15 protein-coding genes are annotated in these 15,330 nt (G+C 73.1%); 10 read left to right on the forward strand and 5 right to left on the reverse strand.

From position 1 onward, the window contains the following. Positions 1-74 precede the first annotated feature (74 nt). Positions 75-317 carry a hypothetical protein gene (locus tag IE99_RS0103310; RefSeq protein ID WP_030163529.1) on the forward strand — a complete coding sequence of 81 codons (243 nt, stop codon included), beginning with the start codon at positions 75-77 and terminating at the stop codon, positions 315-317. A gap of 31 nt (positions 318-348) precedes the next feature. On the opposite strand, the gene IE99_RS0103315 is transcribed toward IE99_RS0103310, so the two are convergent. Beyond that, positions 349-1,272: a Rieske (2Fe-2S) protein gene (locus tag IE99_RS0103315; protein WP_030163532.1), complete on the reverse strand. Its 924-nt coding sequence runs from the start codon at positions 1,270-1,272 to the stop codon at positions 349-351. A gap of 234 nt (positions 1,273-1,506) precedes the next feature. Between IE99_RS0103315 and IE99_RS0103320 the strand changes: the two genes are divergently transcribed. After that, the gene (locus IE99_RS0103320; RefSeq protein WP_030163533.1) at positions 1,507-1,803 is read left to right on the forward strand and encodes a hypothetical protein; all 297 of its coding nucleotides are present in this window, start codon (positions 1,507-1,509) and stop codon (positions 1,801-1,803) included. Between the two features lie 27 nt (positions 1,804-1,830). Here the strand turns inward: IE99_RS0103320 and IE99_RS0103325 are convergent, their stop codons facing one another. After that, positions 1,831-4,062 carry a molybdopterin-dependent oxidoreductase gene (locus IE99_RS0103325; RefSeq protein WP_030163535.1) on the reverse strand — a complete coding sequence of 744 codons (2,232 nt, stop codon included), beginning with the start codon at positions 4,060-4,062 and terminating at the stop codon, positions 1,831-1,833. A 339-nt stretch (positions 4,063-4,401) separates the two neighbouring features. On the opposite strand from IE99_RS0103325, the gene IE99_RS0103330 reads away from it, so the two are divergent. The 6 genes from IE99_RS0103330 to IE99_RS0103355 all read left to right on the forward strand — a co-directional run bounded on the left by IE99_RS0103330 (position 4,402) and on the right by IE99_RS0103355 (position 10,877). Beyond that, positions 4,402-5,448: an alpha/beta hydrolase gene (locus IE99_RS0103330; RefSeq protein WP_030163537.1), complete on the forward strand. Its 1,047-nt coding sequence runs from the start codon at positions 4,402-4,404 to the stop codon at positions 5,446-5,448. A gap of 67 nt (positions 5,449-5,515) precedes the next feature. After that, the gene (locus IE99_RS0103335; protein WP_030163540.1) at positions 5,516-6,577 is read left to right on the forward strand and encodes a CapA family protein; all 1,062 of its coding nucleotides are present in this window, start codon (positions 5,516-5,518) and stop codon (positions 6,575-6,577) included. A 58-nt stretch (positions 6,578-6,635) separates the two neighbouring features. Continuing rightward, on the forward strand, positions 6,636-7,727 hold the full coding sequence (locus tag IE99_RS0103340) for a CapA family protein (protein ID WP_030163542.1): 1,092 nt from the start codon (positions 6,636-6,638) through the stop codon (positions 7,725-7,727). Between the two features lie 42 nt (positions 7,728-7,769). After that, positions 7,770-8,528 (forward strand): MerR family transcriptional regulator, encoded by a 759-nt coding sequence (locus IE99_RS0103345; RefSeq protein ID WP_030163544.1) that lies wholly within the window; start codon positions 7,770-7,772, stop codon positions 8,526-8,528. Next, positions 8,525-9,070, forward strand: coding sequence for a GyrI-like domain-containing protein (locus IE99_RS0103350; protein WP_030163545.1), 546 nt, complete (start codon positions 8,525-8,527; stop codon positions 9,068-9,070). The genes IE99_RS0103345 and IE99_RS0103350 overlap by 4 nt, the downstream gene beginning before the upstream one ends. 64 nt (positions 9,071-9,134) lie before the next feature. After that, positions 9,135-10,877: an SDR family oxidoreductase gene (locus IE99_RS0103355; RefSeq protein WP_037558685.1), complete on the forward strand. Its 1,743-nt coding sequence runs from the start codon at positions 9,135-9,137 to the stop codon at positions 10,875-10,877. Here the strand turns inward: IE99_RS0103355 and IE99_RS0103360 are convergent. From IE99_RS0103360 to IE99_RS0103370, 3 genes are all read right to left on the reverse strand, one after another. Beyond that, positions 10,874-11,557 (reverse strand): peptidylprolyl isomerase, encoded by a 684-nt coding sequence (locus IE99_RS0103360; protein ID WP_037558687.1) that lies wholly within the window; start codon positions 11,555-11,557, stop codon positions 10,874-10,876. The genes IE99_RS0103355 and IE99_RS0103360 overlap by 4 nt on opposite strands. 86 nt (positions 11,558-11,643) lie before the next feature. Next, positions 11,644-12,513, reverse strand: coding sequence for a serine/threonine-protein kinase (locus IE99_RS28780; protein ID WP_169744386.1), 870 nt, complete (start codon positions 12,511-12,513; stop codon positions 11,644-11,646). A gap of 34 nt (positions 12,514-12,547) precedes the next feature. Next, on the reverse strand, positions 12,548-13,876 hold the full coding sequence (locus tag IE99_RS0103370) for a GH1 family beta-glucosidase (protein WP_030163549.1): 1,329 nt from the start codon (positions 13,874-13,876) through the stop codon (positions 12,548-12,550). Between the two features lie 70 nt (positions 13,877-13,946). Between IE99_RS0103370 and IE99_RS0103375 the strand changes: the two genes are divergently transcribed. Next, on the forward strand, positions 13,947-14,597 hold the full coding sequence (locus IE99_RS0103375) for a TetR/AcrR family transcriptional regulator (RefSeq protein WP_037558608.1): 651 nt from the start codon (positions 13,947-13,949) through the stop codon (positions 14,595-14,597). Positions 14,598-14,665: 68 nt separating this feature from the next. Then, the gene (locus IE99_RS0103380) at positions 14,666-15,274 is read left to right on the forward strand and encodes an LURP-one-related family protein (protein WP_245623039.1); all 609 of its coding nucleotides are present in this window, start codon (positions 14,666-14,668) and stop codon (positions 15,272-15,274) included. Positions 15,275-15,330: the final 56 nt, after the last annotated feature.

Consider the following 15,330-nt stretch of genomic DNA (forward strand, 5'->3'; position numbering starts at 1 on the left):
CGCCGAACAGGGTTCGGCGAGCGCTTCGCCGGGTACATGTCGAATATACGTTCGACTACCGGAAGGTGCGCCGGATGAAGGGCGACAGGGTCGAGATCGTGATCGACGCCGGGGGCGAGGCGGCGAGGACGTACGAGGTCACCGCGTCCCGGGCGGGACGCCGGGTCGAGGTCGCCACCCGGCGCGGGGTGGTGGAGGTCAGCGAGGTCACCCGGACCGGCACCCCGGTCCGGACGGCCAGGTTCATGGCGAGCCGCGTGCTCGCGCTCGTCGAGTACCCGAACGCCGTCGGCGGGGAGGAGGAGCCCCCGCGGTAGCGGCGGCCGGGCGATGCCGCCCGCCGCCGGGTCAGCTCAGGGGACGGACCTGGACGACCCCGTCGTCCGTGATGCGCGACTCGAACGCGGGCTGGCGGCCGGTGGCGGGGCCGGCGACGACCGAGCCGTCCTCGACCCGGAACGTGCTGCCGTGCCACGGGCAGACGACGCAGAGCTCGGCCTCGTCGTTGGTGATGACGCGGCCCTGGTGGAGCGGGCCGGCGAGGTGGGTGCAGCGGTCGGCGAGGACGTGCACGTCGTCGCCGTTGCGCAGCACGAACAGGCTGATGTAGCCGAGCCGCCGGTGCACGGGCCAGCCGTCCGGAAGCTCCGACACATCGCACAGGTCGTGCCAGCCGAGCGGGACGAGGTGCGCGATCTGGTCGGCGTGGCTCGCCCCGGCCGCCTGCCGGAACGCGAGGTGCCCGCCGAGGTAGCCCCCCATCAGCAGCGCGCCGAGCCCCGCGAACCCAAGGGCGCGCCCCGGGCCGTCGCGGCCCTGCCGCCGCGCCACGAACGACGCGGTGTAGAGGGCCGTGGCGGTGGCCGTCGTGGTCGCGTGCACGAGCCCGACCCGCTGCTGCTCGCGGTGCAGCGCCGACCAGTCGGCGAGCCCGGTGAGCGCGGTCGGGACCGCCCCGGCGATGCCGGTGAGGACCAGGGTCCGCGCGGCGCGGGACGTCCCGGGGAACAGGTCGAGGACGGCCGCCGACATCCAGGCGCCCATCGGCAGGTCGGTCAGCGGCGGGTGCGCGGGATGCCCGATCGGCACGCCGTGCAGCATGTCCTTGACCGGCCCCGGGCGCAGGACCCGCCGCGCCCCGCCGGACAGCACCCGGATCACCCGGTCGAGCCCGCGGGCGTGCTCCAGGCTCTCGGTCACGTCCGCGAGGCGCTGGGACGCCTGCGGCCGAAGGGACACGCGCCGGAAGATTTTGCTCGACTTGCGGTCCATGTCCCTCCTCGGACTGGCTACTCCGTCATTGGACCATGACCTCCCGGGTCACGTTCGTACCCCCCGCCCGATTACGGAAACTGCCGGGCCGTCGCCGCCGGCGATCCCGTCCGCGAGGCCCGCCGAGCCCCTCGGCGCAACCGTCGCCGCAACCGTCGGAGCAAGGTGATCCTGCCTTCTGCGGAACGGGAGCGGCGCTTAGAGTGAGGGCGACCGCGAGCGCCCGGAGCGAGCATGGACGAGCCTCCGCAGACCACCGTCGCCGATCCGGTCGTCGCCGATCCCTTGCACGAAGCCGATCCGGTCGTCGTCGACATCGCGTCGCGGTTCCCCGGCTGGAGCGCCTGGTACAGCGATACGCGCCGCTGGTGGGCCTACCGCACGGCGGCCGCTCCGCTCACGATCGGGCAGCTCCGCGCGGGCTGCCGCCTCCTGGTGCACGCCGAGACCCACGCGGAGCTGTGCGCGGCGATCACCGCCGAGATCGAGGCGGCCCGCCGGGCCGTGCGCCCGGAGGCCGCCTACGCCTGATCGGTCACGCCGCCTGCGCTTGATCGGTCATACGGCGGCCGCGGCGGCGGGTGCCACGGTCACCGGGACGCCGTTGAAGACGGCGTTGCCCGACAGGGGGTCGATCTCCTGTTCGTCGGTGACGGCGTTGGCGTTGACGCCCGCGTGGGCGCGGGCGACGCCCGTGCGGGTGCCGGGGCGGTCGTGGCCCCAGCCGTGCGGGAGGCTGACGACGCCCGCCATGACGGTGTCGGTGGGCTCCGCGATCGCCTCGATCTCGCCCGCCCGGGACGTGACGCGGACGGTGTCGCCGTCCGCGATGCCGAGGCGCGCGGCGTCCTCGGGGTTGAGCTGGAGGGTGCAGCGGTTCGACCCGGTGACCAGGACGGGCAGGTTGTGCAGCCAGCTGTTGTTCGAGCGCAGCTGGCGGCGGCCGATCAGCACCATGCCGGGGACGGGCTCCGCCATCGCGGCGAGGAGCCGGTCGACGTCGGCGGCGAACGCCGGCGGGCACAGCTCGATCCTTCCGGACGCGGTGCACAGGACGTCGTCCAGGCGCGGCTTGAGGGCGCCGAGGTCGAGGCCGTGGGGGTGCTCGGTGCGCAGCCGGGTGAGGGTGAGGCCGTCCGGGTCGGCGCCGAAGCCGTCGCCGTAGGGGCCGAGCCGCAGCATCATGTCGAGGCGCTGCTCGGTGGTGGTCTCCCCGTCGAGCATCTTGCGGAGCTCGGCCGCGTCGCGGCCGTGCACCGGGGACTCCGCCGGCTCGGTCGCCTTCGCCAGCGTCGACATGATGATCATCTCGTCGAGGGCGTCGGTGCCGGCGTCCATGCCGGACGCGATGACGGCGAGCCGGCCGAGCAGCTCCGCCTCGCTCGGGCGGCCGTCCGGCAGCGGCACCAGCGGCGGCGAGTAGCGGACGTAGTCGCGGACGGCGAGGCCCAGCAGCGCGAAGTCGAAGTGCGGCGTCTGCACCGGCCGCGGCGGCGGCAGGATCACGTGCGCGTGCCGGGTGGTCTCGTTCAGGTAAGGGTCGACGCTCACCATGAACTCGAGGCCGCCGAACAGCTCGTCGAGGCGGGCGCCGTTCGGGGCGGACAGCACCGGGTTGCCGCCGATGGTGATCAGCGCCTTGATCTGGCCTTCACCGGGCGTCGCGATCTCGTCGGCGAGGGTCGCGACCGGCAGCTCGCCGCTGACCTCGGGCAGGTTCCGGACGCGGCTGCGCCACCGGCCCGTCGTGTACGGCCGCCCCTTGCGGTAGGTGGGCACGTGCGCGCGGAGCGGGAACATCGCGCCGCCGGGCCGGTCGAGGTTGCCGGTGAGGACGTTCAGGACGTCCACGAGCCAGCTGTTCAGCGTCCCGAACGCCTGCGTGCAGGTGCCGATGCGGCCGTAGACGGCGGCGCGCTCGGCGGCGGCGAGCTCGCGGGCCGTCCGGCGGATCGTGTCGGCGGGGATCCCCGTCATCCCGGCGGCGCGCTCGGGCGTGTGGCCGGCCACGAGGGCGCGCAGCTCGTCCAGGCCGTTGACCCGGTCGAACAGCCGGTCGGACGTGAGGTTCTCGGCGAACAGCACATGGACGAGCGCCATCAGCAGGTACGCGTCGGCGCCGGGCCGGATGAACAGGTGCTCGTCGGCGAGCTCGGCGGTGCGGGTGCGGCGGGGGTCGATGACGGTGACCTTCCCGCCGCGCGCCTGGATCGCCTTGAGGCGTCCGGGGAAGTCGGGCGCGGACGCGAGGCTGCCGTTGGACTCGAGCGGGTTCGCGCCGAGCATCAGCAGGTGGTCGGTGCGGTCCAGGTCCGGGACGGGGATCGCGAACGGGTCGCCGAACACGGCGCCGCAGCTGACGTGCTTCGGCATCTGGTCGGCGGTGCTGGCCGAGTAGACGTTGCGGGTGCCGAGCGCCTTGACGATCGCGGAGATGTAGAGCGGCCCCGCGACCGAGTGGGCGGTCGGGTTGCCGAGGTAGACGGCGACGGAGTCCTTCCCGTGCCGCGCGATGACGTCGGCGAGCCGTTCCCGGACGGTCGCGAACGCCTCGTCCCAGGACGTCTCGGCGAACCCGGCGCCGTCCCGGGCGAGCGCGCCGGTCAGCCGGTCGGGGTCGCCGTCGAGAGCGCCGAGGGTGGCGCCCTTGGGGCAGATGAAGCCCTTGCTGAACGGGTCGTTCCGGTCGCCCCGGACGCGCGTCACCGTCCCCTCGCCGTCAAGGGTCAGCTCAAGACCGCAGAGGGCCTCGCAGAGGGGACAGGTACGAAACGCCGTGCGGTCGCCCATGTGAGCACTCCTTGTGAACCGAACCGGATTCTCATCATGGCCCGTCCGGTCCGGTGTGCGCCATGGGTGGAATGGCCGGTCTCGGGTTTCGCTACGATGCGTCATCGATCGCTCGAAGTGATCATGCGTTGACGGGGTGGAGGGGACGACCCCCGCGGTCATGACGCAGAGTGCGCCGCCGCCTACTTTTGTCAACCGACCAACAATCCGTGCTGCCGTTTTATAGCGGAAATCGCAGTGTCCGAGACCACACCTCCTCCGATACCGTCACGCACACCCCGCGTGGGAGCGGGGCAGGACGCCGTGGCCCCCCGCACGGCGCACATACGGAGAGTGACAATGCCGCGTGTTCCACGTGGCCGGCGCGGCGCGCGCCGGATCACCGCGATTCTGACCGCGACGACGCTGGCAGCCGGGACGCTGGCCGTCCCGCCCGCGCAGGCCGCCGCCGGGCTGCGCAAGGCCGACACCGGGGCCGCGATCACCGGATACCAGCGGCTGGACGCGAACACCTTCGACATCGCGGTGCGGTCGCCGTCGCTGGGCCAGACCGCGAAGGTCCGCGTCATCACCCCGAAGGGCTGGTCGCCGACGTCGCAGCAGCGCTGGCCCGTCCTCTACACGTTCCACGGCGGCGCGGACAACTACGTCTCCTGGACGCGCAGCACCGACATCGAGCAGGTCGCCGCGCGCTACAACGCGATGGTCGTCATGCCCGAGGGCGGGGCGAACGGCTCGTACACCGACTGGTACAACGACGGCCGGGGCGGGACTCCGAAGTGGGAGACCTTCCACCTGCGCGAGGTCGTCCAGCTCATGGAGCGGAACTACCGGGCCGGGAACCAGCGGGCCGCGATGGGGATCTCGTCCGGCGGCCAGGGCGCCATCACCTACGCCGCCCGGTTCCCCGGGTTCTTCAAGTACGCCGCGTCGTTCAGCGGGATCGTCCACCTGACCAAGCCCGGCATCCCCGCGATCCTGATGGCGCAGGGCTTCGCGAGCGACCCGAGCCAGAACCCGTTCCTCATCTGGGGGAACCTCGACCAGCACGCGGCGAACTGGCGGGCGCACGACCCGTACCTGCTCGCGTCCCGGCTGCGGGGCACCGGCCTGTACCTGTCGTCGGGGACGACCGGGAACCCCGGGCGGCTCGACCCGCCCTACGTCGGCTGGGACTTCGTGAAGAACCGCCTCCTCGGCGGGCTCAGCGAGGCCGTCGCCGGCTCCACGAACGCGTCGCTGGCCGCCCGCCTCAAGCAGCTGAGGATCCCCGTCACGACCCACATCTACGGCGACGGCTGGCACCAGTGGGGCTACTGGACGGAAGAGATGCACACCACCTACCCGCTGATGATGAAGGCGATCGGCGCCAAGCGGGTCGCCTGACCGAACCTCCCGCCGGCCTCCGGCGTCCAAGCAGGTCAGAGTCATCAGGGACGCGGGAGGCGGCGGCATGGGCGGTACACGGACGAGGGCGGCGCGGGTGCTCGCGCTGCTGGCAGTGCCCGCCCTGGCGGCCGGCACGGCGGCCTGCGGACCGCTGGCCCCCGCGATCGACGATCAGATCGGCGAGTCGTTCACGGTCGCGTTCGGCGGCGACATCCACTTCGAGGGGATGCTGCGGGCAAGGCTCGACGCGAACCCGGACACTGTTCTCGCGCCGGTCGCCAAGGAGCTGAAGGGCGCCGACCTCGCGGTCGTCAATCTGGAGACCGCGGTCACCGACGGCGGCACCCCCGCCCCCAAGCAGTTCACGTTCCGGGCCCCCTCGACCGCCTTCCGGGCGCTGAAGGCCGCCGGCGCGGACGTCGCGTCCATGGCCAACAACCACGGCATGGACTACGGCGAGCCCGGCCTGCGCGACTCGCTCGCCGCCGCGAAGCAGGCCGGATTCCCCGTGGTCGGCATCGGCCGGAACGCCGCCGAGGCGTACACGCCGCACCGGTTCGAGGTGAACGGCAACAAGGTCGCGGTCATCGGCGCCACCCAGGTCCTGGACGACAACCTGATCGACGCGTGGACGGCGACGGACGCCAGGGCGGGCCTCGCGTCCGCGAAGAACGCGCCCCGGCTCGTCCAGGCCGTGAAGCGGGCGCGCGAGGACGCCGACATCGTCATCGTGAACCTGCACTGGGGCCAGGAGCTGAACCAGTGCGCGACGCCGGCGCAGAGGCAGCTCGCCGCGCAGCTCGCCGACGCGGGCGCGGACGCCATCGTCGGCGGTCACGCGCACGTCCTCCAGGCCGGGGGCTACCTGAAGAAGAGCTACGTCCACTACGGCCTCGGGAACTTCGTCTTCTACAACTCCTCCGGACGGACGGCGCAGAGCGGTGTGCTGACCCTCACCTTCAACCCGGCGCAGAAGACGACGCCGTCGAAGGTGGTCCAGGCGCACTGGGCTCCCGCCGTCATCACCGACGGTGTCGCGACGCCCCTCGCGGGCGCCGCCGCGCAGGACGCGCGCGAGCGGTGGGAACGGCTCCGGACCTGCGCGGATGTGCGAGCGAAGGTGTGACTCCGCATGTGGGGGAAGGCCCATGGCATGCTTGGCCGAGCAGACCAGGGGAGGTCCGATGCGGGGGAGTACGGTCGCACTGACGGCGATGGCCGGCGCGGTGACGCTCGCCGCCGCCGCGTGCGGGGGCGGGGGCGGCGCGAAGGCGGAGGGCTCGACGCCGCCGCCGAAGGCGTCCACGCCGGCGCAGGGCGGTGAGCGGCAGGCGCCGGCCGCCAAGCAGCCGATCACGATCGCGTTCGGCGGCGACACGCACTTCGAGGGCCAGCTGCGCGCCCGCCTCGCGAACCCGAGGACGGCGCTCGGCCCCATCGCCCGGCAGCTCACCGCCGCCGACCTCGCGATGGTCAACCTGGAGACCGCGATCACGACGGGCGGCACGCCCGCGCCCGCCAAGGCGTTCACGTTCCGCGCGCCGCCGTCCGCGTTCCGGGCCCTCAAGGCCGCCGGGGTCGACGTCACGTCCATGGCCAACAACCACGGCATGGACTACATGCAGGGCGGCCTCCGCGACTCCCTCGCCGCGATCAGGCGCACCGGCTTCCCGACCGTCGGCATCGGCCGCAACGCCGACGAGGCGTACCGCGCGCACCGCGTCACCGTGAAGGGCAACCGGCTCGCCATCGTCGGCGCGACCCAGGTCCTCGACGACCACCTCATCGGGCCGTGGACGGCGACCGCCGCCCAGGGCGGTCTCGCGTCGGCGAAGAACGTCCCCCGGATGGTCCAGGCGGTGAAGGACGCGCGTAAGGACTCCGACGTCGTCATCGTCCACCTCCACTGGGGCCAGGAGATGAACCCCTGCCCGCTGCCCCGCCAGAAGTCCCTCGCGCGGCAGCTCGCCGACGCGGGCGCCGACATCATCGTCGGCGGCCACGCCCACATCCCCCTGGGCGGCGGCTACATGGGCGGCAAGTACGTCCACTACGGCCTGGGCAACTTCGTGTTCTACTCGGCCGGCGGCCAGACGGCGAACTCCGGCGTCCTCCTCCTGCGCGTCGAGAACGGCAAGGTCACGGCCGACAAGTGGAAGCCCGCCCGCATCTCCGGCGGGATCCCGCAGCTCATGAGGGGCGCCGCCGCGGCCGCGGAGCTGAAGCGCTACAACGGCCTGCGCCGCTGCACCGGTCTGGCGGCACGTCCGTCGTGACGCCTGGACTCTCCCCCCGTGGGAGACGCCAGGCTGGGCTCTGTGAGTGAAGACCTCCTGCCCATCGGGCGCTTCGCGCGGCTCTGCCGGCTGAGCGTCAAGCAGCTGCGGCACTACGACGACCTGGGCCTTCTCGCCCCGGCGTGGACGGATCCCGCGTCCGGCTACCGGTACTACCGGTCCGGCCAGGCGCGGGACGCCCTCACGATCGGGCTGCTCCGGTCGGTGGACGTGCCGCTGCCGCTCATCGCGCGCGTGCTGGCGTCCGGCGGCGGTACGGACGCGCTGAAAGAGGCGCGCGATCGCGCCGAGGCCGAGATGGACCGGCGCCGCCGCGCCCTCGTCCTCCTCGACCGGCTGCTGGACGAGGGGCTCCCGGAGACGCCGGTCTCGATCGTCCGGGAACCGGCCCGCCGGGTGGCGACGGCGCGGGAGCCCGCGACGCCCGCCACGATTCCGGCGGCGACCGGGGCGTGCGTGGCGCGGCTGCTGGCCGGCGGCCCGCCGCCCGGAGTGCTGACCGGGCTGTTCCCGCTGGACATCACGGACGAGTTCGACGTCCGTGTGACCGTCGAGACACCGTCGGGTGACGATCTGCTGCCCGGCGGCGCGTTCGCCGCCGCGCTGCACGTCGGGCCCTACGACCGGATCCCGCTCACCGTGCACGGACTGCTGGCGTGGTTCGGCGACCACGGGCACACGCCGTCCGGGCCGGTCCGGGAGGTCTACCTCGATGATCCCGGCACCACCGAACCCGATCGCCTGGAGACCCGGGTGATGATCCCCCTGGAGGAGACGTGAACAGGTACGAGGCTTCCGCGCAGCCGGAGCTGGTGGAGTGCGGCCCGGTGTCCGGGCTCGCGGTGACCGGTCAGGGCGAGCCCGGTGGCGCCGCCTACGGCGCGAGCGTCGGCGCGCTCTACGCGGTGATGGGCGCGCTGGAGGCGCCGATGGTGCCGCTCGAGGGCTTCTGGTGGACGGAGGACGAGCGCCCGCCGCTCGAGGTGCCGCGCGGCGAATGGTGGTGGCATCTGTTCCTCGCGCTTCCCGACGGGACGGCCCCGGAGGCCGTCCGCGCGGCGCGGGAGAAGGTGCGGGCCGGTGTTCCGGCGGCCTCGCGCGTCCAGCAGGTCACGATCCATGAGGGGCGCTGCGTGCAGATGCTGCACTTCGGGGACTACGCGGACGAGCCCGCGAGCCTCGCGCGGATGGGAGCCCTGATGGAGGCCGAGGGGCTTGCCATGAACGGGCCGCACCATGAGGTCTACCTGTCGGATCCGAGGGAAACCGACCCGGAGAAGAAGGCGACGATCCTCCGCCATCCTGTGCGGGCGGCAGGCTAGACACGCGGCCTCAGGGGCGTAGGTTCTCGTTCGGGAGCACCGTCGAGCGGGCGAGGTGGACGCGATGCGGGACCAGCGGGTGACGTCGGGGCGGATCGAGCTGGCCGTCCGGGTGCGGGGCGAGGAGAACCGGCCGACGGTCGTCCTCGTCCACGGATACCCCGACACGAGCGCGATGTGGGACGAGGTCGCGGAGCGGCTCGCCGGGCGGTTCCGGGTCGTCGCCTACGACGTGCGGGGCGCCGGAGCGTCCACGGAGCCGGACGACCCGGACGACTACGGGATGGACGCGCTGCTCGGCGACCTGGCCGCCGTCCTCGACGGAATCGGCGCCGACGCCCCGGTCCACCTCGTGGGCCACGACTGGGGGTCGGTGCAGGGCTGGGCGGCCGTCACCGGCGACCGCCTGGCCGGCCGCGTCGCGTCCTTCACCTCGATCTCCGGGCCCGACTGGCGGCACGCCGCCGACTGGGCGAGGGCGTCGCTGTGGTCCCCGCGGGGCGTCCGGGACGTCCTGGCGCAGGCGCGGCGCAGCGCCTACATGCCGCTGCTGGCCGCTCCGAGGGCCGGGCAGGTCGTGGCGCGGCTCGTCCCGATGACGTTCCGGCGCGCGATCGGGGACGGCGAGCCCGCCCCGACGCTCGCCCGCGACGCCGTCCACGGGATCGGGCTGTACCGCGCGAACCTGGGCCTCCCGCCCGGCGACGCGCGGACGGACGTGCCCGTCCAGCTGATCGTCCCGCTGCTGGACAGGTACGGGACGGCTCCGCTGCTGCTGTCGGCGCGCGGGCACGCGTCCCGCCTGCACGTTCGGCGGATCATGGCCGGGCACTGGGCGCCGCGCACCCATCCGGAGGCGATCGCGCGGTGGGTGTCCGAGTTCGTCGAGCATGTCGAGGGCGGGCCGGAGACGCCCGAGCTGGCGCGCGCCCGCGCCGCCGGGGAGCCGGGCCGGGAGTTCGGCGGCGCCCTCGTCGTCGTCACCGGGGCGGGGTCGGGGATCGGCCGCGCCACGGCCGCCGCGTTCGCCGCGGAGGGCGCGCGGGTCGTGGTCGCCGACATCGACGAGGGTGGCGCGAAGCGCACCGTCGACGAGATCGGCGCGCGCGGCGGGGAGGCGCACGTCTACCAGGTCGACGTCGCCGACGCCGACGCGATGGAGCGGTTCGCCGAATACGTCCGGGACACGTTCGGCGTGCCGGACGTCGTCGTCAACAACGCCGGCATCGCCCTCGCCGGTTCCCTCCTGGATATGGCGGAGGACGACTGGACGCGCATCCGCGCCATCAACCTCGACGGGGTCTACCGCGGCTGCCGGCTGTTCGGCCGGATGATGGCCGAGCGCGGCGAGGGCGGGCACCTGGTGAACGTGTCGTCGGTCGCGGCGTTCGCCCCGAGCGCCGACCTCGCCGCGTACGGGGCGACGAAGGCGGCGGTGCTGAACCTCAGCGAGAGCCTGCGCCTCGACCTGGAGCGGCACGGGATCGGGGTCACCGCGATCTGCCCCGGGGTGATCGACACGCCGATCGCGGGCCGCACCCGCTTCGTGGGCGTGCCCGCGTCCGTCGCGGACGATCTGCGGGCGCGGGCGGGCGAGGCCGTCCGGCGGCGCGGCTACCCGCCGGAGAAGGTCGCGCGGGCGGTCCTGCGGGCCGTCCGGGACGACAGGGCGGTGGTCCCCGTCGCGCTGGAAGCGCACGTCGGGCGGGTGCTGTCCCGGGTGTCGCCGGCCGCGAACCGGGCGGTCGCCCGCCTCGGCCGCCGCGCGGGCGACCGGTGGCGGTCGCGGCTGGGATCCGGCTCCTAGCGGGTCCGCAGCGCGGTGATGGTGATCTTCTGCTTGGGCCTGCCGTCACCGGGGCCGTTCTGGTCCTCGGCGCCGGCCCGCGCGACCCGGTCGACGACCTCCATGCCGGACGTGACGCGCCCGAAGATCGTGTAGCCGCCGGGGAGCTTCGCGGTGCCGTGGACGATGAAGAACTGGCTGCCGTTGGTGTCCGGACCGGCGTTGGCCATCGCGAGCACGCCCCGCGTGTAGTTCCTGGCCGCCGTGTTCTCGTCCGCGTACCGGTAGGTGGGGCCGCCCGTCCGGGTGCCCGTCGGGTCCCCGCACTGGAGGACCTGCAGACCCGGGTCCGTCGTGACGCGGTGGCACGCGGTGCCGTCGAAGAAGAGGCGTCCGGCCAGGTAGGCGAAGGAGTTGACGGTGCAGGGCGCCTTCCCGGCGTCCAGCTCCGCCTCGAGGGTTCCGAGGCTGGTCGTGATGGTGGCGCGCCGAGGTGCGGGACTCGGGGGCTTCGACGGCGGCGTGCCGACGTTCCGGAGGCCGCTGTCGGCCTTGGGCAGGTAGGTGCAGCCGGCGGTTCCGGCGACCGGCGAGGTCGCCGCCCCGGACCGCGGAGAGCCGTCCTCGCCGCCCTCGCGGACGGTCGCGACCACGGCCGCGCCTGCGAGGGCGGCGATCGCCGCCGCGGCCCCGGTCACCATGAGGACGCGGCGTCCCTTGGACGCGCCCCCGTACGCCGGTGCGACGGGGGGCGGCGGGACGGCGCCGGACGCGACCGTCCCGGCGTTCAGGGCGGCCGACGCGGCCGTCCCCTCCGCGAGGAGTTCCTCGGTGTCCCGGTGGGCGGTGTCCTTCCTGAGGATCTCGTCGCCGAGCAGGCGCCGCAGGACCTGGAGCGCGGTCGGGCGCGCGCAGGGTCCTTGGCGAGGCAGGACGCGACGAGGTCGCGGAGGTCGCCGCTCAGGAGCCCGAGGTCCGGCTCGCCGTGCAGCACCCGGTGCATGATCGCCGGGACGGAGTCGCCGCCGAACGGAGGCCGCCCGTTCGCGGCGCAGGCGAGCGTGCAGCCCCACGCGAACATGTCGAGCGGCGGGCCCGCCGTCGTGCCCGCGAACTGCTCCGGAGCCATGTAGGCGGGGGTGCCGACCGCGCCGGTCATGGTCGCTGACGTGGCGTCCAGCGGGCGGGCGATGCCGAAGTCGATGACGCGGGGACCGTCCGGGCCGAGCAGCACGTTCGCGGGCTTGAAGTCGCGATGCACGACGCCCGCCTCGTGGATCGCGGCGAGCGCGGCCGCGGTGCCGACGGCGAGGCGCGTCAGCTCGGCGGCGGGCAGCCCCCCGCGCGTCGCGATCAGGTCTTTCAGCGAAGGGCCGTCGACGTACTCGCTGACGACGTACGGCGTGTCCCCGTCGGTCTCGGCGGCGAGGATGCGGGCCGTGCTGAAGGGCGCCACGCGCCGGACGGCGGTCAGTTCGCGCTCGACGTTGACGCGCGCCCGCTCGTCCAGGGAGTGGAGGACCTTCACGGCGACGCGGTCGCCGTCCCGTTCGCCCAGGTAGACGATTCCCTGGGCGCCTTCGCCGAGCCTTCCCGCCAACCGGTATCCGCCGAGTTCGCGGGGATCGTTCGGGTGCAGCGGACGAGGCTCGGGCATGCTGGCGACCTCCATCGGGGGATGGAGGGGAAGACTATCCGTGGGACGCGGCGATGAGGTCGCGGTACCAGGCGTAGGACTTCTTCGGCGTCCGCTGCTGCGTCGCGTAGTCGACGTGGACGAGGCCGAAGCGGGGGCCGTAGCCCTCCGACCATTCGAAATTGTCCAGCAGCGACCAGGTGTAGTAGCCGCGGACGTCCACGCCCTCGTCGACCGCCGTGCGCATCGCCGCGATGTGCGCGTCGAGGTAGGCGATGCGGGACGCGTCGTCGACCGCCCCGTCCGGGCCGGGCTCGTCGGGGAACGAGCAGCCGTTCTCGGTGATGTAGAGGGGCGGCAGCCGGTCGCCGTAGCGCTCCTTCAGGGAGCGGAGGAGCTCGAGGAAGGCGTCGGGGACGATCGGCCAGCCCATGCCGGTGACAGGGTGGCCGGACAGCTCGGCCAGGTCGAACGGGAGCGGGTTCCCCTCGGCGGGGGCGGTCACCCCGGTCGGCTGGTAGTAGTTCACGCCGAGGAAGTCGATGGGGGACGCGATGATGGCGAGGTCCTCGTCCCGGATGTCGAGCTTCTCCCCGCCGAGCGCGCTGAGGTCGGGGTAGCGGCCGGTCAGCAGCGGCTCGGTGTAGAGGCGGTTCATGAAGATGTCGAAGGCGCCGGCGGCGGCCCGGTCGGCGGCGGAGTCCGGATCGGCGGGCCGGGCCGGCGAGTAGTGGTTCGCGATGCCGATCGTGCGGACGCCCCGGCTGCGGAGCGCGGTGACGGCGGCGCCGTGCGCGAGGAGCTGGTTGTGCGCGGTCGGCATCGCGTCCAGGAGCAGGGCGCGGCCGGGCGCGTAGACCCCGAAGCCGTAGCCGTACGCCGTGGTCACGACCGGTTCGTTCAGCGTCATCCACAGCTCGACGCGGTCGGCGAGCCGCTCCGCGGCGAGGTAGGCGAACTCGGCGAACCGGAACGCGGTGTCGCGGTTGAGCCAGCCTCCCTCGTCCTCGAGCGGCTGGGGGAGGTCCCAGTGGTAGAGGGTGGCGGCGGGGGCGATGCCGCGGTCCAGGAGCGCGTCGACGAGCCGGTCGTAGAAGTCGAGGCCCTTCGGGTTGGCGGCGCCGCCGCCGGTCGGGCGGACCCGCGTCCAGGAGAGGGAGAAGCGGTAGGTGTCGATGCCGAGGCCGGCCATGAGGTCGACGTCCTCCGGCCAGCGGTGGTAGTGGTCGCAGGCGACCTCGCCGGTGCGGCCGTCCCGGGTCCTGCCGGGGGTCGCGGAGAAGGTGTCCCAGATGGACGGGCCCCGCCCGTCCTCGGTGGCGGCCCCTTCGATCTGGTAGGCGGCGGTGGCGACGCCCCATCGGAACCCCTCTGGAAGCCCCACGGCGCCCCTTCCCAAAAGCCGAACAGATTTCGGATTTTAGGCGGCCCGCCGCTCGGGTGACAATGGTCCCGTGACCGAGACCCGGACGACCCCCCTTCGCCGCCGTCCCGCGCAGCGCCGCAGCGCCGAACGCGTCCAGCGCATGCTGGACGCCTGCGCGGAGATCCTGCACGAGGACGGCTACGACGGCCTCACCACCACGCGCATCGCGCAGCGCGCCGAGGTCGCGATCGGCTCGGTCTACCAGTTCTTCCCCGACAAGCGCGCGGTCGCGCAGGCGCTCGCGCTCCGCAACCTGGAGGAGTTCGGGCGGCGGGTCTCCGACCGGCTCGCCGAAGGCGGGTTCGCCGACTGGTCCGACACGGTCGGCGCGATCATCGACATCTTCGTGGACATGCACCGCACCGTCCCCGGCTTCCGCGTGCTGCGGTTCGGCGACGTCGCGGACGTGAACCTGCTGGACGCCGTCCAGGACAACAACGCCGTGGTGGCGGACCGGCTCCGCCGGCTCATCGTCGAGTCGTTCCCCATCGAGGACGCCCCCGGCCTCGCCACCGCCCTCGCGATCGCGGTCGAGGCGGGTGACGCCGTGCTCAAGATGGCGTTCCGGCGCGACCCGGACGGCGATCCCGTCATCGTGGCGGAGGCCGTGCGGATGATTCAGGGGTATCTGGCGGGCCACATTGAGCAGACTCCCGCCGATCCCGGCGAACGCCACTGATTCGAGAGGTTCGGGTCCACACTGGTTGTGGAAGACTCCGCCCGTAATTCACGTGATCTGAAGGATGGGTGAACCCGGTGGACATGGAGCGGCTCCAGGCGCAGAACCGGCTGCTGGTGCGGCAGCGCCTGCGGCTCATGGTGAACCAGTACGAGGTCCATGCCGAGCAGCCGGACGGCTCCGAGGGCGAACTGGTCGCGTTCGCGCAGCAGAAGCGGATGGCCTTCAAGGAGCAGGTCACCCTGTACGCGGACGACGGCAAGAGCCGTCCGATCCTCGGCTTCAAGGCGCGCAAGCGCATCGATCTGGCGTCCGCGTACGACGTCACCGACGCGTCCGGGCAGCCGATCGGGGTCTTCCGCAAGGACTTCAAGAAGTCGCTGCTGGCCTCCACCTGGCATCTGGAGCAGCCGGGCCTCGGCGTGACGACCGGCAGTGAGCGCAACAAGGTGGTCGCCGCGCTGCGCCGGGTGTGGGAGCTCATCCCGTATGTGGACGCCGTGCCGTTCGCGTGGCCGTACCACTTCGATTTCCGGGCCGGCGACCAGGTGGTCTTCTCCGTGGAGAAGAAGATCGGCCTGCGGGACCGCTATGTCGTCGACATCCGGGATTCGCGGCTCGACCGGCGGCTCGTCATCGCGATGGCCGTCGCATTGGACGCCCTCCAGTCGCGCTGACCCGGGGATCGTCCGGCTGGGCCTGTTCAGGACCTGCTTTACATGTTACGAAGAGA

Source organism: Spirillospora albida (genome assembly GCF_000718255.1).
Lineage (GTDB): Bacteria > Actinomycetota > Actinomycetes > Streptosporangiales > Streptosporangiaceae > Spirillospora > Spirillospora albida.

Bases quoted from the DNA above. Each gene is read 5' to 3' on its own strand.
- IE99_RS0103330 (WP_030163537.1), top strand. From the start codon at position 4,402: ATGCCGCGTGTTCCACGTGGCCGGCGCGGCGCGCGCCGGATCACCGCG.
- IE99_RS0103325 (WP_030163535.1), bottom strand. From the start codon at position 4,062: ATGGGCGACCGCACGGCGTTTCGTACCTGTCCCCTCTGCGAGGCCCTC.
- IE99_RS0103310 (WP_030163529.1), top strand. From the start codon at position 75: ATGAAGGGCGACAGGGTCGAGATCGTGATCGACGCCGGGGGCGAGGCG.
- IE99_RS0103360 (WP_037558687.1), bottom strand. From the start codon at position 11,557: ATGGTGACCGGGGCCGCGGCGGCGATCGCCGCCCTCGCAGGCGCGGCC.
- IE99_RS0103335 (WP_030163540.1), top strand. From the start codon at position 5,516: ATGGGCGGTACACGGACGAGGGCGGCGCGGGTGCTCGCGCTGCTGGCA.
- IE99_RS0103355 (WP_037558685.1), top strand. From the start codon at position 9,135: ATGCGGGACCAGCGGGTGACGTCGGGGCGGATCGAGCTGGCCGTCCGG.
- IE99_RS0103340 (WP_030163542.1), top strand. From the start codon at position 6,636: ATGCGGGGGAGTACGGTCGCACTGACGGCGATGGCCGGCGCGGTGACG.
- IE99_RS28780 (WP_169744386.1), bottom strand. From the start codon at position 12,513: ATGCCCGAGCCTCGTCCGCTGCACCCGAACGATCCCCGCGAACTCGGC.
- IE99_RS0103320 (WP_030163533.1), top strand. From the start codon at position 1,507: ATGGACGAGCCTCCGCAGACCACCGTCGCCGATCCGGTCGTCGCCGAT.
- IE99_RS0103315 (WP_030163532.1), bottom strand. From the start codon at position 1,272: ATGGACCGCAAGTCGAGCAAAATCTTCCGGCGCGTGTCCCTTCGGCCG.